The following is a 26,266-nucleotide window of genomic DNA, read 5'->3' as shown; positions in this document are numbered from 1 at the left end:
TTGCAGCTTACCCCCTTAAATTTCCACAATCCTTGCACAATGAACAGATTTTCCTATTTTCGACCTCTTGATGAAGTGTCAGATTTACATGATTAAATAAAGCGCTGTGTGTCCTGATTCATCAAAAAACACCTCCCATGAAAGCAATCATACCAGTTGCGGGTGCCGGAACCAAACTCAGGCCCCATACCTATACACAACCCAAGGCCCTGATACCCATTGCCGGAAAAACCATTCTCAGTTATATCGTTGATCAGTTAAGAGAAGCCGGTATCAATGAATTTATTTTTATTGTTGGATACCTGGGTGAGAAAATACAGGATTATGTTAAGCAGACTTATCCTGATATGATTTCTCATTTCGTATACCAGAATGAGCGTCAGGGTACCGGTCATGCTATTGAGTTAACACGAAATATTGTTGGGAACGATGAAGTATTTGTTGCATTGGGCGATACCATCTGTGAATATGATGTGAAGGAAGTTGTGAACAGTCCTTATAGCATGCTGGGTATAAAAAAAGTAGATGATCCGCGGAATTTCGGGGTGGCTTCTATCGGCGATGATGGTTTTATAGAGCAGGTAGTAGAAAAGCCTTCGATTCCGAAAAGTAATATGGCACTTGTGGGTTTGTATAAAATCAAAGAAACCCATTTCCTGTTTGAATGTCTGCATCATATTTTCATGCAAGACATCAAGACATATGGTGAATATAACCTTACCGATGCATTGGATTGCATGATTAAACGTGGCGCCAAATTTCAGGCCTTCAAGGTTAAAAACTGGTTTGACTGCGGAAAGAAAGAATCTTTACTCGAAAGCAATGCTACCCTCCTGAAAAAATTTGGCGGGAATATTACCGATGGTCATGCATTTAAAGATACCATCATTATTCCGCCGGTTAGCATTGCCCCCGGTTGTGATATATCTAATTCTATTATTGGTCCACACGTAGCCATAGGTGCCAATACTACTATTAAACATTCTATTGTTCGCGACAGTATCATTGGTTCCTATACCCATCTTTATGAAGTGGTTTTAGATAATTCCCTCATTGGCAGCGACGCCTCCGTAAAAGGTCTCAGCAGAAGCCTGAATATTGGTGATAATACAGAGATTGATTTTGGATAGCATATAGTCCTATAGTTAATAGCTTATGGCAAAAGCAAGTATAAATACTCAGTAGAAATACCTGTTTTATGCATCGTATTGGAAGCTAACTTTATTCAATGGCATTTCGATTCGAAGGACTACAAATCTTGCATCAGGCCTTACAGTTATCTGTGGAGGTAAATGATTTGGTGAAAACCTTTCCTTCTTTTGAACTGTATAGTTTATCAAGTCAAATCAGACGTGCGTCTGATTCAGTTGTATTGAACATTGCAGAAGGGTCCACAGGACAGAGTACAAATGAGTTTCGACGTTTTCTCAGGTATGCACTCCGTTCTGGTATTGAAGTGGTGTCTTGTTTTTTTATTGCTAAAGAGAAAGGTTACCTTTCTACAGAAGTATTTCGTCATTTTTATGATAAATATGAACAACTTTGTAAGATGATTACAAGTTTTCAAAAAGCACTTCAATAACCATAAGCCATGAACCATAAGCTATCTGCTAACAGAATTGTAGACTTATTCTCCATCCGCTACCCTCTAATTCAAGCCGGCATGATCTGGGCCAGTGGCTGGCGGCTTGCCAGTGCCGTGAGTAATGCGGGTGGTTTGGGTTTATTGGGCGCAGGAAGTATGTATCCGGAAGTCTTACGTGAACATATACAAAAATGTAAGGCAGCTACTGATAAACCCTTTGGTGTAAATGTCCCTTTACTTTATCCGGATATTGAGCAACTCATGCAGATTATTGTGGAAGAAAAAGTGCCCATTGTTTTTACCAGTGCCGGAAATCCAAAAACATGGACAGGCTTTTTAAAAGAGAATGGAATTAAAGTGGTGCATGTGGTCAGTAGTAGCAAGTTTGCTAAAAAAGCAGAAGAAGCAGGCTGTGATGCTGTGGTGGCAGAAGGTTTTGAAGCAGGCGGACATAACGGTAGAGAAGAAACCACTACCATGGTATTAATACCTGCTGTTTGCGAAGTGGTGAAAATTCCTGTAATCGCAGCCGGTGGTATTGCTACAGGCAGGCAAATGAAAGCAGCGATGGTACTGGGAGCAGAGGGTGTACAAATCGGTAGCCGTTTTGTATGCACGCCGGAAGCCTCTTCTCACCTGGCATTTAAAGAAGCCATTGTAAAAGCGCAGGAAGGTGATACGCAATTAGCCATGAAAAAAGTGGTACCGGTGCGTTTATTAAAAAACAAATTTGCGGAAGAAATCAGAGAAGCTGAATTGCGTGGTGCATCAGAAGAAGAATTAAAAAATATATTAGGTCGTGCCCGCGCCAAAAAAGGAATGTTTGAAGGTGATATGCAGGAAGGCGAACTGGAAATAGGACAGGTGAGTGCGCTGATCCATAATATCAAGCCGGCTGCGGAAATTGTAGAAGAAATAATTTATCAATTTGAAAATTTGAAAATTTGAAAATAAGAAGGTATGATCTTATTATTAACGAATACACGGCGTGAAATAATGAGGTCGCCAAGCATAAAAGATTTCTTGCATTTTCAAATTTTCAAATTCCCTAATTTTCAAATTATCTGTGTAGATAAAAAGAATTCGCCTGCGATACACAGGTTACTACCAGATCATTGATACAAACATGTGTGGGTAGGGTTGCCGTGTAATAAGTGATCTCTGCAATATCTTCTGCCTGTAATGCTTTATAGCCATCGTATACGGCATTCGCTTTTGTATCATCGCCTTTGAACCTCACAATAGAGAATTCTGTTTCTGCTGCACCGGGATGAATGGCAGTTACTTTTATGCCGTATGGCAGCAAGTCGATACGCATGGCTTTACTAATAGCATCTACTGCATGTTTGCTGGCGCAGTAGGCATTACCATCTTTATACACTTCCTTTCCGGCTGTTGATCCGATATTGATGATATGTCCAGTTTTACGATCGGTCATAAAAGGTAAAACAGCTTTGGTTACATACATCAAGCCTTTTACATTCGTGTCAATCATGGTATCCCAGTCATCCAGATTTGCATTTTCAAAACTGTCTCTGCCTAAGGCAAGTCCGGCATTGTTTACCAGTACATCAATGGCTTTCCATTCCTGTGGAAGAGCAGTAAGTGTATCTGTTACGGCTTTACGATCCCGCACATCAAAAACAAGTGGTAATACTTTAACCGAATAATTTTTTTCAAGTTCAGCAGTAATTTCATGTAAGCGATCAGCTCTTCTGCCTGTGATGATGCAGTTCCATCCTGCAGCGGCAAATTTATAGGTAATGGCTTTTCCGAAACCAGAAGTTGCACCGGTAATGAGGATAGTTTTATTCATGATGCAAAGGTAAGCATATCGTAAATAGCTTATGGATCATGGCAAATAGCAGGGTTGTTACTTTTGTTCAACAAATACCTGTAATTAGTTGCTATCAGCTATACGCCATCAGCCATAGGCCAAATGCTATCTGATCAACACCAAAGTTCCTTTCCTGTAAACACGGTTGCCAGACTGGTCGTTTCCTATGGCTTCGTACACATAGGTACCTGCGGGTTGTTTTACGCCATTATAGCTGCCATCCCAGCCTTGTCCGAATTGAGAAGTTGTATAGAGTAGTTGCCCCCAGCGATTATAAATTCTGAAATGCTGTAACTGTGCGATGCCAACACCTACCGGACGAACAATATCGTTCAATCCATCGCCATTGGGTGTAAAGGCAGAAGGTACATATAAGTCTGGACCGTTTTTAAACACCCGCACCAGTACATCATCTTCTGCAAAACAGTTGCCACTACTTACTCTTGCAATGTATCGGATAGAGTCGATGGTGGCCGGTAAAGTAGCAATAGGGGCATCGGTGCTTGGATTATCAAGACCGGTGGTGGGTCGCCAGAGATAATTGTTGCCACCAGATGCCGATAATTGTAAGGGTCTGCCAGCAACCGTGAACGTATCTCTGCCTGCATAGGCTTTAATCGGTGGAATCACCGTGATGGTAACAGTATCAGAAACAGGCTTGTCGCAGCCAATGGTGTCTATGGCCGTTAATACATACTGCGTAGTTTTGGAAGGGCCCGCAACCGGAAACAATGTATTGGCATTAATGATGGAGTTGGAAGGCGACCATATAAAACCTGCCCCCACAATACTTCCTTCGAGTTGCACACGGTCGCCAAAACAAATGGCAGTATCACTTCTCACCACGGCCTGTGGGTAAGGTGCCACCAATACGAAAACAGAATCCCTGTCCTGACAATAACCTAAGTTGGCCGTAACATAATAGGTAGTGTTTACCAGTGGTTGTACGGTTGGGTATTTTGTATTCGCCGTTATCGGAATACCTGTTGAGGTAGTCCACTGATAACTCAACGCATCACTTACCGGACTTAGCGTAAACCGGTCGGTTCTGCAGATAGATGTATCCGGGCCAAGTTCAACATCAATAAAGTCGAGTACGTTGACGGTAACTGTATCTGTGTTGATACAACCATTATCATTTACCGTTACTATATACCGGGTTGTATCAACGGGGTATACCAATGGATTGGGCGTATTGTTCCCCGACATCCTGGCGATACTCGCTGCCCTGTCTGGTACCCAGGCTACAGAACCGTTTCCAACGGTTGCATTGAGTCGCAGGGTATCAATACTACAGATCAGCGTATCTCTGAAAGCAAGGTTTACGATGGGTTTATCCAGAATATTGATGGTCTTTACAACTGTGTCTACACAACCCTTGCTATTGCTGGCAATAAGCCTTACCTGTACCGATTGTGGGGTGTTATATTTCCAGGCAGTATCTTTTCTGGTAGAGGTATCGGCGATGGTAGTTGGGTCGCCGAGATCCCAGCGCCAGCTGTTTACCACGCCATATGCAGTGGTGGTGGCATCTTTAAAATTATAGGTGTTGAGGTAACAGGTACCCTGAACCGTAAAATCAGGTATAAAGCCAGGATACACACGAACCTGCGCCGTTGTTGAATCCTGGCATCCGCCTGAACTGGTAACTTTTAGTTTTAGTGTATAGGTGCCTGTGTCTTTATAAGTATGTGTTGGTGTTGGATTGGTTGAAACGGGAGCATTGCTTTCCCCGAAGTCCCATAAATAACCTGTAATATTAGAACTGGTAGATTCGTTTTGAAAACTCATGGTAAAACCATCACAGGTAATATAACTGGGTTTCAGACTGGCACCTGCCAACGTACAGTTACCAACTGTAATATGTATCTCTTTTCTTGTTGTACCAATCAATTCGCCGTTTCTATATTCTTCAACACAAACAGCAACTACATAATCACCAATGGTAGATGGTGCAATACCAGATATCAAACCGGTTCTTCTGTTAATGTTTACAGTAGGCCCCATGGGGCTATTCCCAGAATAATTTTGAGAATAAGGTACATTCGGATAAGGTGGATTGCTTGGACTCAAAGGCTTAGCTTCGGTTGTTGGGGTATTTACTCCGTCACAAAAGCTATAGGCAAGACTATCTCCATCTGCATCTGAAGCAGCAAAATCAAAAGTAAAAGGAGCATTAAAACAAATAAGTGCTGTATCTCTTTGAACGAAAACCGGATTACTATTTGCAGAATAATCAATGCCATTAATAATTCCGGAAATTTTAGTTGTATAAGTAACACCAACTGAAGCTGAGTTACTAACATTTACAATGCCGTTGATGCGGCAGCATCTTTGAATGGCGAGTGTGTATCCGCCATTAATATTGGGGAGCTCAACAGTCGTTTCATATTTATCAATTCTGAATCTTACCGGAGGGTTGGGAGGTCTTGGATTCAGACATAAATCATAATCAGTTTTTTCAGGCATTTCTGTACTGGTTAGATTTACATTCACTGTTTGTACAGTTGCATTGGTTAAACCATTAAAAATTCCAATGGCCACAAATGCATCTACTTGCCCGGCTGAAGAATTAAAGTCCAGGTATTGACGAACAGTTATTTTATATCTGGAAGAATTGGCACTAGCACCAGGACCAAGATACTCATACTGAATCCAGCCACCTTTCAGGTGAGCAGCTTCTGCAGCACCCGCAATAAAAAAAATGAATAATAAAATAGCTAATTTCTTCATGAACTGATCCGGACAATATCAATTAGGGATTTCTCAATTAAACCGTGAAAATACAACCCATCTCACATGTGAAATCAATCATCACTGTTTTTAACGGGTTTACAACACCCTTTAAAGATAGGGATAGGATGTATTTTGCTGCTTTGCCTGTCAAATAATCGACAGATACATGGTTTTGACATACCATCTGCCTGAATCGTTGCCTTGATTAGAAAGTCTAACGGATTAATACCACCGTACCCTTACGGAAAACGGTCTTCCCTGTAAAATCCGCCCCCTGTACCATATATACATAGGTACCGGAAGGTTGTTTCAGTCCATTATAGGAACCATCCCATCCCTTGCCCTGTTCATGGGTACTGTAGATGAGTTGCCCGGCGCGATTGTAAATATTGAAATACTGTAATTGGGAAATACCCACAGGATTGGGTTTAAAGAGATCATTGTTTCCATCGCCATTGGGTGTGAAAGCACTGGGTACCAGAATATCAGGTTTCCCCTTGAATACCCTCACTTTTATATCATCTTCACCATAACAGCCCCCCAGGTCACTTACACGGAGCCGGTAAACAACAGAATCTATGTCATCACCCAATACAATAACCGGATTGAGTATCGTAGTATTATTCATACCCAATGAGGGCGTCCATGTATATTGAGTGCCTGATGATGTAAAAGCCTGTAATTGTAAGGGCTGGTCAGGAACAATAGTGGTATCCCTTCCGGCATTTACCTGTATAAAAGGAATGACATGGATACGGATGGAATCTGTGACTGTTTTAGGACAGCCTGAAAGGGTATCTCTTACGGATAAAGTATATACAGTGGATTGAGAAGGGCCCGCCAGTGGATTTAATGTAGCAGCATTGAACAAAGAATTTGTGGGTGTCCAGCGATACTGGGTACCCGTAAAAGTTCCGTTTAGCTGTACACGGCTGCCATAACAGATAACTGTATCCTGTGTAAGGATATTTACCCTGGGGTAGGGTGCTACATGTACATTGATCTGATCTGTAGCCTGGCATCTACCCAGATTACCTGTAACCGTATAAGTAGTATTGCTGAGTGGCTTTGCGACCGGATTTTTAATGCCCGGATTATTCAAAGAAGTGGCTGGCGTCCATACAAAAGAACTGGCAATGGTATTCGGTCGTAAAATAAATGTATCAGTCTGACAGATAGTAGTATCTGCACCTAGTGTAACGGAAATAAAATTTACCACATTCACCGTAACGGTATCCGAATTGGTACAACCATTTTCCTGCATGGTAACAATATATTTCGTGGTGTCTTTCGGAAACACAACCGGTCGGTTGGTGTTTGCAGCCAGTATGTTTTTATTGGGTAACCAGTTAAATGTACCGCTGCCCGTAACAGGAATCAACAAACTATCTACGCTGCAGATTACAGTATCTCTGAAAGGTAAATTGATCAAGGGCTTATCTCTGATGGTAATGGCTTTTCTTGCACTATCAATACAGCCTTTGCTGCTTTCTGAAACCAGCGTAACAAAAACGCTCATGCCCTTTACATATTTGTAGGAAGGGTTTTTTAGTATGGCAGTATCAGCCAGTGTGGTATCTACCCCAAAGTTCCATTTCCATTTATTAACGACTCCGTACACAGCAGTAGTGGCATCAAAAAATAAATAAGGATTCTGAAAGCAATTGCCCGTGCTATTGAAATCTGTTTTAAAACCCGGATATACCAGTACCTCAGTACTGTCGTTGCCAATACATCCTTCAGGTCCAGTTACCGTTAAACGTACCATATATCTTCCCGTATCCTGATACACAAATGTTGGAGTGGCTTGTGTAGAGAAATTATTGGGAGAAGAAGGTACACCAAACTCCCATGCATAAGAAGTAATGGCCGATGAAGTAGAGCCATTCTGAAACAATACCGTATTATTATCGCACTTGATAATTTTATCGGGAAGATCGGCTTCTATTAAATCACAATCATCTACTTTCAGGATAAAATCTTTGCGGTGCTCTGCAATGGCCCTGCCATTGCGCCATTCTGTAATACATACACTTACCACGTACTGGCCACCCGCAGGCGCTGTTCCGGAAATAATACCTGTTACAGGGTCAATACTTACCTTATCACCTAATGGCTGATTCCCGTTGAAAGGTGCGGCATAGGACAGTGGCTCGAGTGACAGTGTTCTGGGTACTGCTGTATTATTACTACCACTGGCTGCCGTAAAACCTTCACAGAAAGAATAAGTAAGTTCATCTTTGTCAGCATCTGTGGCACCAAAATCGAGGATGAATTTTTTGTTGGTACATACCAATGCGGTATCACGTACACGAAATTGCGGACTACTATTGTGTTCTTCAGGAAGTATGGCAGTGCCGGGGATTCTGGTAATATAATTACTCCCTACACTTAACGGTGTAGCGAGGTTGGAAATACGGTCAATCCTGCAACAACCAAGCCTGGATAATACATAACCATTCTGGTTATTCGGTAAACTGATAACATTGGAGTAAATAGCTACCTCATAACAAACTTCAGGGTTACCTACCAGACACTGAAACAATTCAGTTTTTAAACGTAACTTATTTACACTTCCCTGGATGGGCAATGATAATTCACTAACAAGCGTACTGTTATCATAGATGCCAACAGAAACCCTTTCATTTTCTAAAAATGGACCTGGTGATGAACATTCACGAAACAAACGAAGTGTAATTCGGTAACTGCTGGTATTTGGTGATGTACCCGATCCCAGGTACTCATAATACAATTCACCTCCCGCCACATGTCGTGCAAAGGTGGTTACTGTGCTCAGCAGAAGGATGATTATGAAGAAATATTTCTTCATAAAAGGGGTATACTATTGTTGAATAAATGATAAAAGCAACTGATTCATCCTGTCTGTTGATTCCCACATGCCCATATGACCAATACCGTCCAGTATATGAATATACGATATTAAAGGAAGATGCGATTGCTGTAAAACATCGTTTAAGGGTGCCGCTACATCTTCAGTGCCCATTACGAACAAAACGGGTAAGGGGTTGCCTTTTAATATATGAGTTCGGTCGGGGCGCTTCATCATGGCATAGTAGTAAGCCTGTAAGGAAAGGGTTGAGAAAGCTTTTGATTGTTCCATGAGTTGGTTAATGGACGGGCTATCGGTTTCCTTGAATTTTTGACCGAACAGATTCGGGATGGTAGTTTTTAAAAATGAATAGCCTCCGTATTGTTCCATCAGTTCGATACCCCTTACTCTGTTTTTTTTCTTTTCCTCACTATCGGCAAAAGCTGTGGAATGGATGAGCCCGAAACCCTTTAGTAACGAAGGATATTTTTCAGCCAATGCCAGAGTAATATACCCTCCCATACTATGCCCAAAAAGATAGCAGGAAAGAATGTTTTCCTGTAACAAAAGCTCGTAAATAGCATAGGCAAGATGATCGATGGAAGGAGTCGTGAATGGTGAATGGTCAATGGTCAATGAATCTTCAGCTCTATTCACTATTGACCATTCACCATTCACGATTCCCCACTGCGAGTTTCCTGTTCCGGGTAAATCCGGTACAATCAGTTTACAATGCTGTTGCAGAAAACCAACCTGTCTGTTCCAGATACTACTGTCTTCTCCAAAACCATGTAATAGTACTACGGGAATACCTTCTCCGTATATTGTATACGCAATGGTGCCGCCAGACCAGGTACAGTTTTTTTGCATCATGCTTTACTTTTTATAAAACGATCTTTGATTTTCAGCAGTATCAGCAACATACTCAGCAGCGACGCAAGCTTATACAAGTAATCACCCATGCTAACATAGAAAGATGTTCCGTTTATTACCGGTATCGCATATTTAATAGTACTCATTTTGTTCCAGGGCTCGCTGCTGCGCACAGCACCGGTAGGATCAATTACTGCAGATATACCTGTATTGGCGCTTCTGGCTACCCATTTTCTTGTTTCAATAGCGCGCAGTCCAGCATATGCCAAATGTTGTTTATGACCAGGCGTGTTGCCCCACCAGCCATCATTGGTCATGATGGTTAAGATATTCGCACCTTTTTTTACATATTCACCTACGTACTCGCCATATACACTTTCATAACAAATAATCGGTGCTGCAACATAGCTGTTGGCGCCGGTGCTGAAGACTTCGGCAGATTCCGATCTGCCATAGCCACCCGTAGTACCACCAAACTGCTCAAAAACCGGTGCCATAAAATTCAGAAAAGTGGGTAAGGATTCTACACCGGGTACCAGTTTGCTTTTGTTATAAAACCCCAATGCCTCTCCGTTACGGATATGCACCGCTGCATTGAAGGCATCATAGTAACTGCCATCACCCGCTTCTCTTGCAGTAGCGGTTGCTTTCTCTCTTCCATAATTTTTAAAAGTTTCAATTCCTGAAACTATATGGATAGCAGGATGCTCACGACTGAACGCAAATACGGGTTGGTAATAGAGGTTGTTACTGATATTGTTTTGCCAATCTGCAATACTCATCGCTGTTTCGGGCCAGATGATCATTTTGGTATGACTGTCAATGGCCTGTTTTGATAAATTGAGGAGTAGCTGTATCTGCTCTGCACCGGATCCTGCATTGAATTTTCCGTAAGGATCAATATTTGGTTGCACGATGACGATATTATCCTGAACAGCTTCTTTTGTCAGAGATGGTTTTATAAGATAAGAAACTGATACGGGTAGCAACAAAAGCAGGATGACTGCAATCCCCTTTTTTTTGCTGAACGATTTTTGTTGATATGAAAGCCAGCATTCATACAAAAGAATATTTACCAGTAACACCCATAAAGTTCCACCCTGAACGCCGGTATATTCATACCATTGTATGGTATCGGGATAAGAAGCAAATACATTACCCAATGTGAGCCATGGCCAGCTTAATTGCCAGTTGTGGTGTATGTACTCAAAACACATCCAGAAAGCAATGAGAGAGGTATAACCGATTTTTTTTCCTTTCTTTTTCAAATGAAAATAGCCCCACCATGGGAAAGTCATCAGCATGCTGTTAAACATAATGGCAGCAATGGTGCCTATATCTGTAGAGTTCCACATCCACCAGGTGGTACCACTGTTCCAGATGAGTAAGGCCCAGAAAGCAAGACCAAAAAAACGGGGAGCCGTTTTTACCTGATCGGCAACTATTAAAAGAGGGAGCCATGCAATAAAAATAAAGGGCATAAGCGGCGATGTGGGCCAGGCCGCAAAAAGTAATAAACCACTCAGCGTGCTTAAGAAAAACAAAGATTTTTTCAAATCACTATATTTTGAAATCTAAGTTCGGAATAAAAAAGAAAAGAGCGCCTCTTATAAAGCGCTCTTTCCAAAACGGATGATTATATTTTTATTTACGGCTGTAATTGGGAGCCTCTTTGGTAATATCAATATCGTGTGCATGGCTTTCTTTCATGCCTGCATTGGTAATCTTTACAAAAGTAGCCTGCTGTAAAGCCTTTATGTTTTTGGCACCACAATAACCCATTCCAGCTCTCAGACCACCTACATATTGATATACAATTTCACTCAGGCTACCTTTATAGGCAACGCGGCCCTCAATACCTTCCGGTACAAATTTTTTGATATCGTCTTCTACATCCTGAAAATAGCGGTCGCCACTTCCCTGACTCATAGCACCCAGACTACCCATGCCACGGTATTCTTTGAATTTTCTTCCTTCATAGATGATGGTATCACCCGGACTTTCCTGAACGCCTGCAAATACGCTACCCATCATTACCATATTGGCACCGGCGGCGAGGGCCTTCACCATATCACCAGTATAACGGATACCACCATCGGCAATGACTGGAATACCCTTGGTTTTTAATGCCTGGCTGGCTTCCATGATCGCGGTTAATTGTGGAACACCTGCACCTGCTACGATACGTGTAGTACAAATAGAACCCGGACCAATACCCACTTTCACACAATCGGCACCTGCGTCGGCCAACGCTTTGGCGCCTTCTGCAGTGCCTACATTACCGGCAATGATCTGTAAGTTTTTAAAATTCTTTCTCAGTGCTTTCAGTGCTTCCATTACACCTTTGCTGTGTCCGTGTGCGCTATCGAGTGTTACCACATCAACACCCACATGTTGTAAAGCTGCAGCGCGATCCATCAGATCGCGGGTAATGCCGAGTGCAGCACCTACCAATAAACGACCCAGGTTATCTTTCACGGCATTGGGGAAATTGCTGAGTTGCATGATATCTCGATAGGTAATCAAGCCAATCAACTTACCCTGTTTATTGACTACCGGTAATTTTTCTATTTTATAGGAACGTAATATTTTTTCGGCTTTTCTCAGGTCGGTTCCTTCCGGAGCAATGATGAGGTTTTCTTTGGTCATCACTTCCTTTACCTTTTTCTTCTTATCGGTTTCGAAACGCAGGTCACGATTCGTGAGAATACCTACCAGTTTTTGTCCGGCATCCACAATGGGAATACCACCGATTTTATTTTCTCTCATCAATTGTAAAGCATCTCCAATGGTAGCATCTACCAGTAAGGTTACCGGGTCGATGATCATACCACTTTCACTCCGTTTTACCTTACGAACCTGCTCTGCCTGTTTTTCAATACTCATGTTTTTATGCAGGATACCCAGCCCCCCTTCACGGGCCAATGCAATGGCCAGACCGGCTTCTGTAACGGTATCCATAGCCGCAGACAGAATGGGTACATTCAAAGTGATGGCTTTGGTTAACTGAGATCGGATATCTACTTCGCGGGGAAGAATTTCGCTGTAAGCCGGCATCAGCAGTACATCATCGAAGGTGAGCCCTTCGCCAAATAGTCTGGAAGCGGCAGCGGTGTTACGGGGAGAAGATTTTCTTGTTGCCATGTGCAAAGATAGTACAGCAGGTATATTGACTCCAAAAAATGATTTTGGGGTGGATCATGGCTTATGGCTTGTAGCGTATGGGTAATAGCTTATAGCGAATAGCGTATAGTGGATGGTGTATGGTAGATCATAATATTACTTCAAACGATAAGCCATAAGCTATTAACCATATGCTATATCCTATTAGCCATACGCTATAAGCTATTACCCATCCGCCATCAGCTCAACTTGTAGTTCTTTCCTGGTAGTGGGATGATAATGTTCTGTAATTCGAGGTTCAGTATGGCAGCTGCCATTTCGGAACTGCTGAGTTTGCCCAGCAGGTATATTTCATCAATATGCAGTGGTTGTTTTTCCTGTAATAAGTTATAAATGATTTGTTCCTGTGGACTGAGGTCGTAGAATAATGGCTTTTCTGCCTTTTTTTTCTTTTTTATTTCCATCCATCCCAATGTTTCCAGAAAATGGGTATGACTGATAAATGCTGTGGCTTTATTTTCTGCGATCAGCTGTAAACAACCACTGCTTTTGGCATCATTGATGCGGCCCGGTAATGCAAATACATCGCGGTTGTACTGAAAAGCCAGATCAGCGGTGATCATACTGCCACCCTTTACGGCCGTTTCTATGATCACCGTTGCATCTGACATGCCGGCTACAATTCTGTTTCTTTTTGGAAAATGATGCCGGTCGGGTAATTCATTGTATAAAAATTCTGTAAGCAAACCACCTCGTTCAATCATTTCAAAAGCCAATGATCTGTGAAGTCCGGGATAAATGGTTTTAAAACCATGTGCCAATACGCCAATCGTATCCATCTTTTGCTGTAATGCTGCCTTATGCGCAATCGCATCAATACCATAGGCAAGTCCACTGATAATGCTTACCTGATAGGGTTGCAATGCCTGCACCAGTTGTTCTGTGGCCCAGCGTCCATATTCGGTATGATGACGGCTCCCGATTATACTTACTGTTCTGTTATGGTTAAGATTGGCAGTTCCTTTGTAAAATAAAACCAATGGAGCATCGGGACAATTCCTGAGCCTCCATGGATATTTTTCATCAGTAATAAACAGTAGCTCAATATTTTTTGCGGATATGGCTGATAATTCTTCTTCTGCGAGCGAATGATCTTTGAATTTTTTTATCTGACTGGCCCGGTAGGTACCGATACCTTCTACAGCTGACAGTTCTTTCAGCCGCGCACTGAAAACAGCAGTGGCGGAGCCAAAATGGTCAATAAGGTAGCGGGTGAGAATACTACCGAGATCCGGTATCCTGGTTAGCGATAACTGATAAATCTGTTCCTGTGTATACATCCCGACAATGTCATACAAATGCTGATTCGAAAATCAGGTATTTATACATAGATTTTTACGCAGGAGTACTTTTATAAACCAGTCACCGTAAAGCTCGTTCTTCTGTTTTTGGCCCTTCCACTTTCTGTACTGTTATCGGCAATCGGTTGTGTATCGCCATAGCCTTTATAGGATAAACGACTGCTTTCAATACCTTTTTCTGTCAGATAATCAACAATCGCTTTGGCACGATTGGTGGAAAGATTGAGATTCTCTTTCGGGTTGCCGGTATTATCTGTATGCCCGCTGATTTCAACTTTTAATGTGGGGTTGTCCTGTAATACCTGTATTAATTGTTGCAACTCTGCCAGTCCGTTGGCAGGTAATGTATAACTGTTGGTGGCAAATAAAATATTATTGAAAACAAAACTGGCATTCAACTGAACAGGATTGAGCTGAATATTTTTCTGGTAAGTACTGTCTGCATCTTTTCTGCTTAAGGCATACACTTCACTGTAAAATAAATAGCCTTTTCTATTTACGGTAAATGTATAATCCTTGCCTACAGGTAATGTTACAAGGTAATCTCCGAGTTCATCGGTCTGTACTTTCATAAGTACGAGGTTGCTGTTATTATCTGTTAACTCAATAGTAGATGGAATACCCTGATTGGTTTTCGCATCGGTTACTTTTCCTTTTACATAGAGCGTTCGGTTAGGTCTGATATTAGGTCTCAGTTGAAAACTATAGAGATCAAGATTACCACGGCTGTCACTCCTGTCGCTTGCATAATAAGCTGTTAAACCGTCAGCAGAAACGGCCAGGCTTCCCTCGTTTTCAATAGTATTAATCGGATAGCCTAAATTCTCCGGAGCACCCCATTCTCCTTTATCATTTTTGCGTATGACAAACAGGTCAGAGTTTCCATAACCTGGTAAACCATCGGAAGTATAAAAAAGTGTCTGGTTATCTGCATGAATAAAAGGTGCGAGTTCATCACCGGCAGAATTTACAGCGGGGCCCATATTTATGGCTTTGCCCCAGCGACCGTTTGGTTGACGCACAGACATGTATAGATCTCTTCCTCCATAGCCACCGGGTCGGTTACTGCTGAAATAGAGTACTCTTTTATCCGGACTTAAGGCTGGTGAACTTTCCCAGAATTCAGTATTAATAGTAGGACCCAGGTTTTCAGGTTCGCTCCAGCCCTGTGGGGTATATTGTGAAAGATAAATATCGTAATCGCCTAATCCCTGTCCGGATAAATTTCCGGCAAACAATAACCATTCTCCATCCTGTGAAACTGTGATGGCTCCTTTGAGTGGTTCAATATTTATGTCTCCGTTTATCAGTACTGCTTTTCCGAATTTTTTATCCCTGATGCTGCTTTGCATAAAATCTTCACGCTGGTCGCCGGTTCGTCTTGTATACACGAGGAGACTGTCTGTTACCGTTACAGAAGGATAGTATTCTGATCGGGGTCCGTTTACACTGTCGCCCAGATTTACCGGTGCAAATTGATAATCTGTTACCGGATGCTGCAATGCATATTGAATGGCAAACTGGTAAGTGCCTTTTCTGTATTGCGCACTCTTTCTACCACGTTCACTCAGGTTGGGGATGGCTAAAAAATTATTTACAGCAGCCAGCGCTTCTTCAAATTTTCCCAGTCCGGCAAGATTAATAGAATAGGGGAGATGGTAAACGTTGAAATAAGCAGGGTCTTTAGCCTTTGCTTTTTCATATAGGGTTACAGAACGCTGGTACTGTTTCAATTCTCCCAACGCACCGGCAAGTGATAAATAAGCATCTACAAAATTGGAATCAATAATAATGCAATCGAGTAATACAGGAACCGCCTCTTTTATGGCGCCATCTTTCAGGAAGATAATGGCTTCTTCATAGCGGGCCAGTGCTTTCGTTTTTACTTTATCCGGTTCATATGTTTGAGCGGAAAGCTGCAGAGAAAATAGAAGGGTCAGCAGACCCGTAATACGATGCGTGTTTTTCACATTCGAAAGTTCGGAAAAAACAGCACAGGAGCTTGTTAAAATTCTGGAATTACGGAACGTTGATGTATTTATGTACCTGAAGACTCAGCTCCCATTGTGGATGGTCCTTTATATAGTCTACGATCAAGGGTGTTACCAGAGAGGCTTTGTCCCATTCCGGTTGTAAATAAAGTTTACACTGTGGATTTACATGGGCAGCATAGGTTTCGGCCCATACAAAATCATGTTTATTAAAGATCACCACTTTCAGTTCATTGGCTAATGGCACAATTTCAGGAAGGGGTGCTTTAAATTTTTTAGGAGAAAGGCAGATCCAGTCCCAATCTCCACTAAGAGGAGAAGAACCTGAGGTTTCAATATTGGTTTCAAAACCTTGCTGGTGCAAAGCACCTGTAAGTTCATCCAGTTGATGCATCAGCGGTTCGCCCCCGGTAATAACGGCTAATCTGCCCGGAAATGAGGCGGCCTGTTTCACAATATCCTCAATGCTCACCAGTGGATGTTTCGACGCATCCCAACTTTCTTTCACATCACACCAAACACAACCCACATCACATCCACCCAGGCGGATAAAATATGCAGCACGCCCCTGATGAAAGCCCTCGCCCTGAAGGGTATAAAAAGCTTCCATTACGGGTAATGTGGTGGTATGTATTTTGTTATGGTTGATGGTCGTTATTTTATGTATTGTTAGGAATAGCTTATAGCCTATAGGTTATGGCAAATAGTATTTGTTATGGCTATTAGCCATAAGCTATCACCTATATGCTATTCGCTCTCTGCTCATATGCCTGCATGGTATTTTTCAGCAAGCCTGCAATGGTCATCAGTCCAACACCACCCGGAACCGGCGTAATAGCAGAAGCTCTGGCCGCAACTTCATCGTAGGCAACATCGCCTTTGATCCGGAAACCTTTTTTTGCAGTGCTGTCTTCCACACGTGTAATACCTACATCAATAATAACTGCGCCATCTTTTACCATGTCAGCCGTAACAAAGCCGGGTCTGCCTAAAGCCGCTACAATAATGTCTGCCTGTAAACAGAATGATTTGAGATCGGGTGTATGAGAATGACAGACAGTAACGGTGCAATTACCGTGTTTAAGGTTACTGCTGAGTAATATACTCATGGGTCTTCCCACAATATTGCTTCTTCCGATTACCACTGCATGCTTGCCTTTTGTTTCAATATTAAAATGTTCCAGCATGAGCATGATTCCATAAGGCGTTGCAGGAATAAAAGTAGAAAGTCCCTGTACCAGTTTTCCCACATTAACAGGATGAAAACCGTCAACATCTTTTGAAGGATCGATGGCTTCAATTACTTTCTGTTCGGCAATTTGTTTTGGTAGTGGAAGTTGGACCAGTATACCATCAATGGAAGGATCCTGGTTCAGGTTCGTAATGATTTTCAATAAATCGGCTTCTGTACAGTTCTCATCCAGTCTGAGTAACGTTGATGCAAAACCGGTTTCTTCACAGTTTTTTACCTTACTGGCTATATAAGTTTCACTGGCCCCGTTGTTGCCAACAAGAATAGCGGCCAGGTGTGGTTTTCTCCTACCTTCTGCTGCCAATGCGGCTGTTTTTGTTTTTAATGCATCTTTTACTGCTGCAGCTGCAATTTTTCCGTCTAATACTAACATGGCGCAAAAGTATTTAAATACGGGTTGACTTTATGAAACAAGTTGAGAAGGCATAGTTACATATTTAGAATATTATAATAATTCTCGTAAAATAACCGGTTAGAACAAACGAATCGTAGATTTCAAGAAGTACAATTGTAGTTGAAAACAGATTTATGTATCCGTTTTACCGGTTTTTTCAGGAGAAAATAAAGGGTGAATACATTTCTGTTTTTTACATATTTCTATTTTTTTAACACAAGTAGCTCATAATCAGCAATATTTTCATAAATGTTAAAGAAAATAAAATTTTTTTTAACGTTTTAACAAAACATCCCTAATTTAACGCTCAGAAATTGTTAAATCATTTTAACAATTATTCTTCATTCTAAAATAATGCACATGAGAAAAAGTCTAACACTGTTAGCTGCTGCATTGCTGTGGACGCTATCCAGCTTTGCGCAAACAGTGGTGGTACAGGGTCAGGTATCTGATGACCGGGGTCCCTTACCGAATGCCACTATCCAGGAAAAAGGCACCAACAATGCCGTTAAAGCCGATGATGCCGGCAAATTCAGCTTAAGGGTTAAGCAGGGTTCAAAAGTGACAGTTTCAGCTGTCGGGCACGAAACCTACGAGTTTACGGCTTCTTCTGCTTACCAGAACATTACTGTTAAAACACTGGCGGGCGAACTGGAAGAAGTATTTGTAACCAGTGCCTTCGGTGTAAAAAAATCACAGCGTACTACCCCATTCAGTTCGCAGGTAATCAGCGATGAAAAACTGAATGTTATCCGTCAGCCAAACCTGAACAATGCAATGGCCGGTAAAGTGGCGGGTGTGCAGTTCAGGGGCCAGTCTTCTGCCAAACTGAATGATCAGGGTTTCCTGCGTATTCGTGGTGGTGGTTCACTGGGCGATGCTGCGGCTATCTATGTAGTAGATGGTACCATTACCAACTCATTTGATATTAATCCCGATGATGTTGCTGATATCACCGTATTAAAGGGTGCCAACGCAACAGCATTATTTGGTAGCCGTGCCGGTAACGGTGCGATTGTTATCAGCACAAAAAAAGGCAGCAAGCCTAAAGGTGTGGGCGTAGAAGTAAACCAGTCTGTTACATTCGACAGAGCGATTTTTTTACCTCAGTACCAGAATGAATATGGTGGTGGTGATGGTCCATGGTTAACTTTTAACTATGTTGCCGGAATGCCAACAGAATGGCAGGCATTAAATGGTAAGCGTTACCGTGATTTTACCGATGATGCTTCATGGGGTCCGAAAATTGACGGATCAGAATATATTCCCTGGTATGCTTTTATTCCGGGACATGCACGTTCCGGCAAAACAGCCAGCTTTACCGCTCAACCCAATAATGCTAAAGATTTCTGGAACACAGGTGTAACTTCTAATACCAATGTGAGTTTCTCACATAGCAATGGTGCAGGAACCAATCTCCGTGTTTCTTATACCAACCAGAGCATCAAGGGTATGCTGGAAAACAGTAAATCACTCAGACACTCACTGAATACTTCATTCAGCATGGATATGGGTCAGTACATTACTGTTGGAGCCAATATTAACTATACCAACCAGCTCATCAGCGGTGATTTTAATGATGGTTACTCCAATAACTCAGCGGGTAACTTCAGCCAGTGGTTCCACCGCGATCTGGATATTGATATCATGCGTGAACTCGCAGGATTGAAAACACCGGTAGGAACTTTTGCTTCATGGAATTTCCGTCGTAACCCGGGTTCATGGAGTGCTGCTGCACCTAAAAACAGTGTGTATGCTGCCAACTACTGGTACAATCCTTTCACTTATTTCCAGAATATTAATCTTACACAAAGAAGAGACAGATTATACGGTGACCTGAATGTAACCGTTAAATTCTCTAAAAACTTCAAATTCAAAGGAGCGATCCGTAAAGATCAGTTTGGTGGTAATGTGGAGAACATTGTACCAAGTGTACTGGAAAACTCTGGTGGACAAACAGGTTTACTGGCCAGCTATGGTACCAGCAATACAGTTAACAACGAATGGAACTTTGAAGGTGTGGCTACTTACACACAGAAATTCGGAGATCTTGATGTTACTGCCAACGTAGGTGCCAACCGTTTGAATATCCGTAACAGAGCTGTTGCTGCTAACACTAACACAGGTTTAAACGTACCTGATCTGTATGCTATCAGCAATTCAAAAACAACACCTACTATTACCAATACAAGGTCTGATCAGCAGGCAAATTCATTGTTTGCATTTGGTGATGTGGAATATAAAAAATACCTCAGCTTAACATGGGCATTCCGTAACGACTGGTTCTCTACGCTGCCTAAAGGAAATAACTCATTGTTATCTCCATCTGTAGGTGCTTCATTTGTATTCAGCGAGTTCACCAAGAAAATTTCATGGTTGAGCTTTGGTAAAGTATTCGGTTCATGGGGTAAAAAACCAAAGACCCTCGGACCATACGCGCTTAACCTGAACTACTCAGTAAACGCACTGTTATGGGGATCTAACTTCCTGATGACGACACCAAACGGTACACCTGATCCAAACCTGCGTGGTGCATTAACCACTACATGGGAAGCGGGTGTTGACTTACGTTTCTTTAAAAATAAAGTTCGTCTGAATTTAGTTTACTATAATGAAGACAACAGAGATGAGCCTTTGGGTGTAACAGTAAGTGGCGTGAGTGGATTTACTTCTCAGACCATCAACGCTGCACGCGTAACACGTTCCGGTTTGGAAATGGAACTCGGTGTTAGTGTAATGAAGAAAAGAAACTTCAGCTGGGAACTTAATAAAACCGTTGCTTATATCTTAGATAATAAAGTAAGGGCACTGGCTCCTGGTTTAACAAGCTATACATTGGCTGGTGGTTCATTCGGTACCCGTTTTGCACGTGCTTTCCACTTTGTAGACAAGCAGTGGGGTATGCTGATGGGTGGCGGTATCAAGCGTAATGCTGATGGTCAGCCTCTCATTACTACCAATGGTTTCAGCGGTGGTTTAGGCTGGTATCAGGCTGATGCCAATAAAGAGTGGGGTTCTGTTGTACCAAAACTTACAGGTGGTTTACAGAACTTTATTACTTACAAAAACTGGAACCTCGGTATGACATTTGATTATCAGGTAGGTGGTAAATTCTTCTCTCTGTCTGAGCAGTGGGGTACCTTCTCTGGTCTGTTGAATACAACTGCAGGTAAAAACGATAAAGGTAACCCTGTTCGTGACCCGGTTGCTTCAGGCGGTGGTGTTCGTGTAAGAGGTGTGGATGCTGCGGATGGAAAAACGCCGGTGGATGTTTATGTTGATGCATATGACTATTTCCATCAGTTCTACTATCAGCAGATCGCTGAACCATTCGTTCACAGCTTATCTTTTGTAAAACTGCGTGAGTTAAGCCTCGGTTATGCTATTCCAACCCAGAAAATGGGTAAAATAGGAAAAGTATTCCAGGGAGCATCAGTTTCAGTAATTGCACGTAACCTGTTCTTTATCTATCGCGATACCAAAAACTTCGACCCCTCTGAGATCAGTGGTGTACAAGGTGAAGATGGTAACCTGCCAGGTTCACGTTCAATCGGATTTAACTTAAAACTTAATTTCTAAAACCCTTAAATATCATTTATATGACACAAGTGAATTTTAAAAGAGCCGCAATGGCATTAGGGGTTTTTGCAACCTTGCTTACAGGTTGTAGTAAGGGTATTGATGATTTCGGTACCATCAATAATAACCCTAACGCAACAACTGTTCCCATTACATCAGCACTGTTAACCAACGTTCTTGCTGGTGCGGGTGGAAATGTATGGGGTGGTACCATTAATACCACTGCCGGACTTTACTGTCAGTACATGTCTGAAACCCAGTATACAGATATCTCAAGGTATGCAAGCCCTGTTATTAACTGGGATGGTACCTATTCTGGTGATTTGTATGATTTACAGAATATCATCAATGTAAATACAGATCCTGCTACCAAGACAGCAGCAGCCCAGTTTGGTTCTAACAATAACCAGATTGCTATTGCACGTATCCTGAAAGCCTATAACTTCTGGATGCTTACAGATGCTTATGGTGATATCCCTTATTTCGAAGCTTTAAAAGGTAAAGGAACCATCGCCTACGATAAGCAGGAGTTGATTTATCCTGACCTTATTAAAGAACTGAAAGAATCAGTTGCCCAATTTGATGGTGGCTTAACTGTTCAGGGCGACATCATGTACAGTGGTAACACAACCAAGTGGAAAAAATTTGCCAACTCACTCATCGCTACCATAGCGCTGCGTATGTCTAAGGCAAATGCTACACTGGGTAAGGCTGAGTTCGCAGCCGCCATTGCTGCAGGTGTAATCGATAATAATGCAGATAATGCAGCGATTGTATACCCAGGTGGTAACTATCGTAACCCGATCTATAACTACTATGTGGTTACGCAGCGTTTTGACTACGCAGTAAGTAAAACGGTAACAGATCAGCTAACAGCTAAAAGCGATCCTCGTATCAATGTGTTCACCAATAATTCTAAAGGTTTTCCTTATGGATTAACACGTGCGGATGCACTTGCATGGCAAACTGCGAATCCTAGTTTTGGCTTTCTCTATGGTTTTACGACTACTGCCCAAACCATGCCTATGTACCTGATGACTGCCGGACAGGTTTTCCTGGCCCGTGCTGAAGCTGCACGTCTTGGCTGGACTACTGAAGTAGTAGCAACCATGTATGCCAATGGTATTACAGCTGAAATGAACCGTTGGGGCATTACCAATGCTGGTGCCATTGCTACCTACCTGGCTCAGACAGATGTGGCTTTAACCGGCCTGGCTTCTGATGCACAGAAAATTGGAGAGCAGAGATGGTTATCTTATTATCCTGATGGTAACCAGGGTTGGGCTGAATACCGTAGAACCGGTTTCCCAACCATGGCCGCTGTTCCTGGTTCAGCCAATGCTGTTCCCAGAAGAATTCCATACGGTTCAAATGAACCACTGTATAACCCAACCAACTATGCAAGCGCTGCGGCGTCTTACAATTCTAATTCCATGAATGCAAAAGTTTGGTGGGATAAATAGTGCAGTGATATTGGAAAATGTTGTAAATTCCAATTGAATAAATAGTCACTCGTTTTCAGTTTTTATAGTTTATCATGCACATGAGAACGGCCGGTATTCTTACCGGCCTTCTCTTTTTTATACCCATATACAGATACCATTTATTTTCGCCTAATTTTGTCATCCTTAAATCATCATATGGAACAGCAACCCAATAACCAGTTGAATATTGAAATCAGCGAAGAAATGGCAGAAGGCGAATATGCCAACCTCGCCATCATTACACATAGCAATGCAGAATTTGTGATCGATTTTGTAAATGTGATGCCCGGTACGCCAAAAAGCAGGGTTAAGTCAAGAATTATTTTCACACCTATGCATGCCAAGCGGTTTATGAAAGCACTGGAAGAAAATATTGCACGCTTCGAAGCTGCCAATGGAACCATACAGGATCTGGAACATATCGAAATACCGATGAATTTCGGCGGCCCTACTGCACAGGCATAACTGGGATAAGGCATGATGATGTGGATGCACAGGATATACAGATCCGAAATGTAGATGGTTGCCGAGAAAGTTTTCTGCAGCTTGCATTCTAATCATCCAATTCATCCTGTACATCTACCCATCCTGCTTATCAGAGTTTGCCTTCATCTGCAAAACTATAATGCCCGTCAGTACTTACAATAATATGGTCCAGTAAGCGGATATCGAATAATGCTGCTGCCTCCTTAATTTTTTGTGTAATCAATTCATCGGCCCTGCTGGGTTGCAGGTTGCCGCTGGGGTGATTATGGCATAAAACAAGGGATACCGCATCATGTAAAACGGCTTTTTTGAGAATAATACGGATGTCTACTACTGTACCCGTAATACCACCTTCGCTAACGGTTTCCAGGGTAATGATCCTGTTGCCCCGGTTTAGAAATAAGACAGCAAATATTTCCTGTGGCTTGTGAGCCATTTTGGCCCGCAAAAATTCAGCAATATCCTCACTGCTTTTAATGATCTCTTTTTTCACAATGAGTTGGTGCCTGCGTAAACCAATCTCCAGTGCTGCCGTTATGGTTACGGCTTTTGCTTCGCCCAGCCCTTTAATGCCTAATTTACAGATCGACTTTACCGACAAAGTACCCATGATATTCAGGTCGTTTTTGCAATAAGATAGTAGTTCCTTGGCCAGTGAAAGGGCAGATTTACCCGGAATCCCATGGTTAATGAGAATCGCTAACAGCTCGGAGTCACTCAGGGTTTCAACCCCTTTGGTAAGTAATTTTTGGCGGGGCTGATCATCTGATGCCCATTCTTTGATGGTATTTTTTTCCATGGTAAAAAAATTGAAATTTTCAAATCATAATTTCTTAACCTAATCTCTATCTTCGCCGCATATTCCCTCTATTATGAATCCATCTGTCAAGATTTTCTCCGGCACAGGTTCACAAAAGCTGGCAGAAAAAATCGCACAACGTTTTGGTGCCCCCATTGGTAAAATCAATATCCAGAAATTCAGTGACGGAGAGTTCCAGCCTATCTTCCTGGAAAGTATCCGCGGCGATTATGTTTTCCTGGTTCAAAGCACTTATGCACCTACCGATAACCTGATGGAATTACTGTTGATGATCGACGCAGCCAAACGTGCCAGCGCCTATAAAATCATTGCAGTAATACCTTATTATGGGTTTGCCCGTCAGGACCGTAAGGATAAACCAAGGGTAGCAATCGGCTCCAAACTTATAGCAACTCTGTTGGAAGCAGCCGGAGCGGATAGGGTGATAACAATGGATCTCCACGCCGCTCAAATTCAGGCGTTTTTTGATGTACCGGTTGATCACCTCGATAGCTCAGCCATCTTCATACCGTATATTGAGCAATTGAAACTGCAGCATCTCACATTTGCAGCTCCGGATGTGGGAAGTACCAACCGTGTACGCGAAATCGCCAGTTATTTCAATGCAGAAATGGTTATTTGCGACAAACACCGCAAAAGAGCCAATGAAATCGCCAGCATGGTGGTAATCGGAGATGTTACAGACAGAGATATCGTACTGGTTGATGATATCTGTGATACCGGTGGTACCCTGGCAAAAGCAGCAGGCCTGCTGAAGGAAAAAGGAGCCAGAAGTGTACGCGCATTGATTACCCACCCGGTATTAAGCGGTAAAGCCTACGAAAACATTGAAAACAGTGTGCTGGAAGAACTGGTGGTTTGCGATACCATACCATTGAAAGAAGACCATGTCTCTACCAAGATAAAAGTGATTTCTGTAGCCGACCTGTTTGCCATCGCCATCCGCAACGCCTACGAGAATAAAAGCATAACCAGCCTCTTTATTCATTCTCAATTGAAAGGAAGAGGGTAGGGAAGCCGTGAGCAATGGGCTATGAGCTGCGAGCTTTTTAGTACCTGCATTAAGTAAGACATTGTATATATTGTTGATTTTCAATAACATATACAATGTCTTACTTTTATTGTACAGCTCATAGCCCGCAGCTGGCAGCTCATAGCTAAAAATCAAAGATTTTCCCTTACTTTTGCCGTCCAAAATTTTAAACATGAAAACAATTACAATCGAAGGACAACTGAGGACCGAAAATGGCAAAAAAGCCGCCCGCCAGATTCGCTCTCAGGAAAACGTGCCAGGTGTAATTTACGGGGGTGCACAGGAGATCAATTTCTTTGCTCCTGCAAAGGCTTTCAAACCTTTGGTTTACACAAGTGAATTCCAACTGGCAGAAGTTAAAGTGGATGGCAAAACTTACAGATGCATCCTGAAAGATCTTCAGTTCGACAAAGTAGATGATTCTCTCATTCACGTTGACTTGCTGGAACTGGTAGACAACAAAAAAGTAGTGGCTACCTTACCATTGAAATTTACCGGAACATCTGTTGGTGTGAAGGAAGGTGGTAAACTGGTAACCAAGATGAAGGCATTGAAAGTAAAAACTTTCCCTAAGGATCTGAAGGAAAACATTGCTGTAGATATTACCAATCTCGAACTGAATGGAAATATCCGTGTAGAAGATGTGAAAGCAGATAACATGGAAATTCTGAACTCTCCACGTATTCCTATCGCATCGGTAGTAATGACGCGTCAGTTGAAGCAGGAAGAAGCTACTGCTGCAAAAGAAGAGAAGAAGAAATAATTTCTTATACATATGTTTCAAGAAGGCTGTCCGAAAGGGCAGCCTTCTTTAGCTTTTAGCCATTAGCTAGCTTTTAGCCCATTTGCTTCCACCATCAAATTTTCACTTTAACTGAAAAA

19 protein-coding genes are annotated in these 26,266 nt (G+C 42.2%); 8 read left to right on the top strand and 11 right to left on the bottom strand.

The window, feature by feature from the left end; all coding sequences use genetic code 11:
* Window positions 1–137 precede the first annotated feature (137 nt).
* From BC659_RS03410 to BC659_RS03400, 3 genes are all read left to right on the top strand, one after another.
* On the top strand, window positions 138–1,130 hold the full coding sequence (locus BC659_RS03410) for a sugar phosphate nucleotidyltransferase (protein ID WP_133473270.1): 993 nt from the start codon (window positions 138–140) through the stop codon (window positions 1,128–1,130).
* A 98-nt stretch (window positions 1,131–1,228) separates the two neighbouring features.
* A complete protein-coding gene (locus tag BC659_RS03405; RefSeq protein ID WP_133473269.1) occupies window positions 1,229–1,582 on the top strand; it encodes a four helix bundle protein in 354 nt (117 codons plus the stop codon).
* Between the two features lie 9 nt (window positions 1,583–1,591).
* A complete protein-coding gene (locus BC659_RS03400; RefSeq protein WP_133473268.1) occupies window positions 1,592–2,533 on the top strand; it encodes an NAD(P)H-dependent flavin oxidoreductase in 942 nt (313 codons plus the stop codon).
* Window positions 2,534–2,645: 112 nt separating this feature from the next.
* Here the strand turns inward: BC659_RS03400 and BC659_RS03395 are convergent, their stop codons facing one another.
* From BC659_RS03395 to BC659_RS03350, 10 genes are all read right to left on the bottom strand, one after another.
* Complete coding sequence (locus BC659_RS03395) at window positions 2,646–3,401, bottom strand: SDR family NAD(P)-dependent oxidoreductase (RefSeq protein ID WP_133473267.1); 756 nt, start codon at window positions 3,399–3,401, stop codon at window positions 2,646–2,648.
* A gap of 126 nt (window positions 3,402–3,527) precedes the next feature.
* Window positions 3,528–6,155: a PKD domain-containing protein gene (locus BC659_RS03390; RefSeq protein ID WP_133473266.1), complete on the bottom strand. Its 2,628-nt coding sequence runs from the start codon at window positions 6,153–6,155 to the stop codon at window positions 3,528–3,530.
* 217 nt (window positions 6,156–6,372) lie between these two features.
* A complete protein-coding gene (locus tag BC659_RS03385) occupies window positions 6,373–8,988 on the bottom strand; it encodes a T9SS type B sorting domain-containing protein (protein WP_133473265.1) in 2,616 nt (871 codons plus the stop codon).
* Window positions 8,989–9,000: 12 nt separating this feature from the next.
* Window positions 9,001–9,861 (bottom strand): alpha/beta fold hydrolase, encoded by an 861-nt coding sequence (locus tag BC659_RS03380; protein WP_133473264.1) that lies wholly within the window; start codon window positions 9,859–9,861, stop codon window positions 9,001–9,003.
* Complete coding sequence (lnt, locus tag BC659_RS03375; RefSeq protein ID WP_133473263.1) at window positions 9,858–11,417, bottom strand: apolipoprotein N-acyltransferase; 1,560 nt, start codon at window positions 11,415–11,417, stop codon at window positions 9,858–9,860. Before lnt ends, BC659_RS03380 begins: the two co-directional genes overlap by 4 nt.
* An 88-nt stretch (window positions 11,418–11,505) precedes the next feature.
* Window positions 11,506–13,005, bottom strand: a complete 1,500-nt coding sequence (guaB, locus tag BC659_RS03370) for an IMP dehydrogenase (protein WP_133473262.1) — start codon at window positions 13,003–13,005, stop codon at window positions 11,506–11,508.
* Window positions 13,006–13,223: 218 nt separating this feature from the next.
* Window positions 13,224–14,324 (bottom strand): DNA-processing protein DprA, encoded by a 1,101-nt coding sequence (dprA, locus tag BC659_RS03365; RefSeq protein WP_133473261.1) that lies wholly within the window; start codon window positions 14,322–14,324, stop codon window positions 13,224–13,226.
* Between the two features lie 71 nt (window positions 14,325–14,395).
* On the bottom strand, window positions 14,396–16,315 hold the full coding sequence (locus BC659_RS03360) for an OmpA family protein (RefSeq protein ID WP_246027071.1): 1,920 nt from the start codon (window positions 16,313–16,315) through the stop codon (window positions 14,396–14,398).
* Window positions 16,316–16,364: 49 nt separating this feature from the next.
* Window positions 16,365–16,946, bottom strand: coding sequence for a 7-carboxy-7-deazaguanine synthase QueE (locus BC659_RS03355; RefSeq protein WP_133473260.1), 582 nt, complete (start codon window positions 16,944–16,946; stop codon window positions 16,365–16,367).
* Window positions 16,947–17,076: 130 nt separating this feature from the next.
* Window positions 17,077–17,961, bottom strand: a complete 885-nt coding sequence (locus BC659_RS03350) for a bifunctional 5,10-methylenetetrahydrofolate dehydrogenase/5,10-methenyltetrahydrofolate cyclohydrolase (protein WP_133473259.1) — start codon at window positions 17,959–17,961, stop codon at window positions 17,077–17,079.
* A 381-nt stretch (window positions 17,962–18,342) separates the two neighbouring features.
* On the opposite strand from BC659_RS03350, the gene BC659_RS03345 reads away from it, so the two are divergent.
* The 3 genes from BC659_RS03345 to BC659_RS03335 all read left to right on the top strand — a co-directional run bounded on the left by BC659_RS03345 (window position 18,343) and on the right by BC659_RS03335 (window position 23,510).
* The gene (locus tag BC659_RS03345; RefSeq protein WP_162847339.1) at window positions 18,343–21,561 is read left to right on the top strand and encodes a SusC/RagA family TonB-linked outer membrane protein; all 3,219 of its coding nucleotides are present in this window, start codon (window positions 18,343–18,345) and stop codon (window positions 21,559–21,561) included.
* Between the two features lie 20 nt (window positions 21,562–21,581).
* Window positions 21,582–23,024, top strand: a complete 1,443-nt coding sequence (locus tag BC659_RS03340; RefSeq protein ID WP_133473257.1) for a SusD/RagB family nutrient-binding outer membrane lipoprotein — start codon at window positions 21,582–21,584, stop codon at window positions 23,022–23,024.
* 177 nt (window positions 23,025–23,201) lie between these two features.
* On the top strand, window positions 23,202–23,510 hold the full coding sequence (locus tag BC659_RS03335) for a DUF3467 domain-containing protein (protein WP_133473256.1): 309 nt from the start codon (window positions 23,202–23,204) through the stop codon (window positions 23,508–23,510).
* Between the two features lie 130 nt (window positions 23,511–23,640).
* On the opposite strand, the gene radC is transcribed toward BC659_RS03335, so the two are convergent.
* A complete protein-coding gene (radC, locus tag BC659_RS03330) occupies window positions 23,641–24,330 on the bottom strand; it encodes a RadC family protein (RefSeq protein WP_133473255.1) in 690 nt (229 codons plus the stop codon).
* Between the two features lie 73 nt (window positions 24,331–24,403).
* Here radC and BC659_RS03325 point away from each other — a divergent pair, with 73 nt between their 5' ends.
* Both BC659_RS03325 and BC659_RS03320 read left to right on the top strand, forming a co-directional pair.
* Window positions 24,404–25,363, top strand: a complete 960-nt coding sequence (locus BC659_RS03325; protein ID WP_211340690.1) for a ribose-phosphate pyrophosphokinase — start codon at window positions 24,404–24,406, stop codon at window positions 25,361–25,363.
* A gap of 193 nt (window positions 25,364–25,556) precedes the next feature.
* Window positions 25,557–26,147 carry a 50S ribosomal protein L25 gene (locus tag BC659_RS03320; protein WP_133473253.1) on the top strand — a complete coding sequence of 197 codons (591 nt, stop codon included), beginning with the start codon at window positions 25,557–25,559 and terminating at the stop codon, window positions 26,145–26,147.
* Window positions 26,148–26,266: the final 119 nt, after the last annotated feature.

This window comes from Sediminibacterium goheungense, from assembly GCF_004361915.1.
In the GTDB taxonomy this organism is placed as follows: domain Bacteria; phylum Bacteroidota; class Bacteroidia; order Chitinophagales; family Chitinophagaceae; genus Sediminibacterium; species Sediminibacterium goheungense.
The sequence above is the reverse complement of the archived record's forward strand: the minus strand, read 5'-3'. Positions and strand labels throughout refer to the sequence as shown.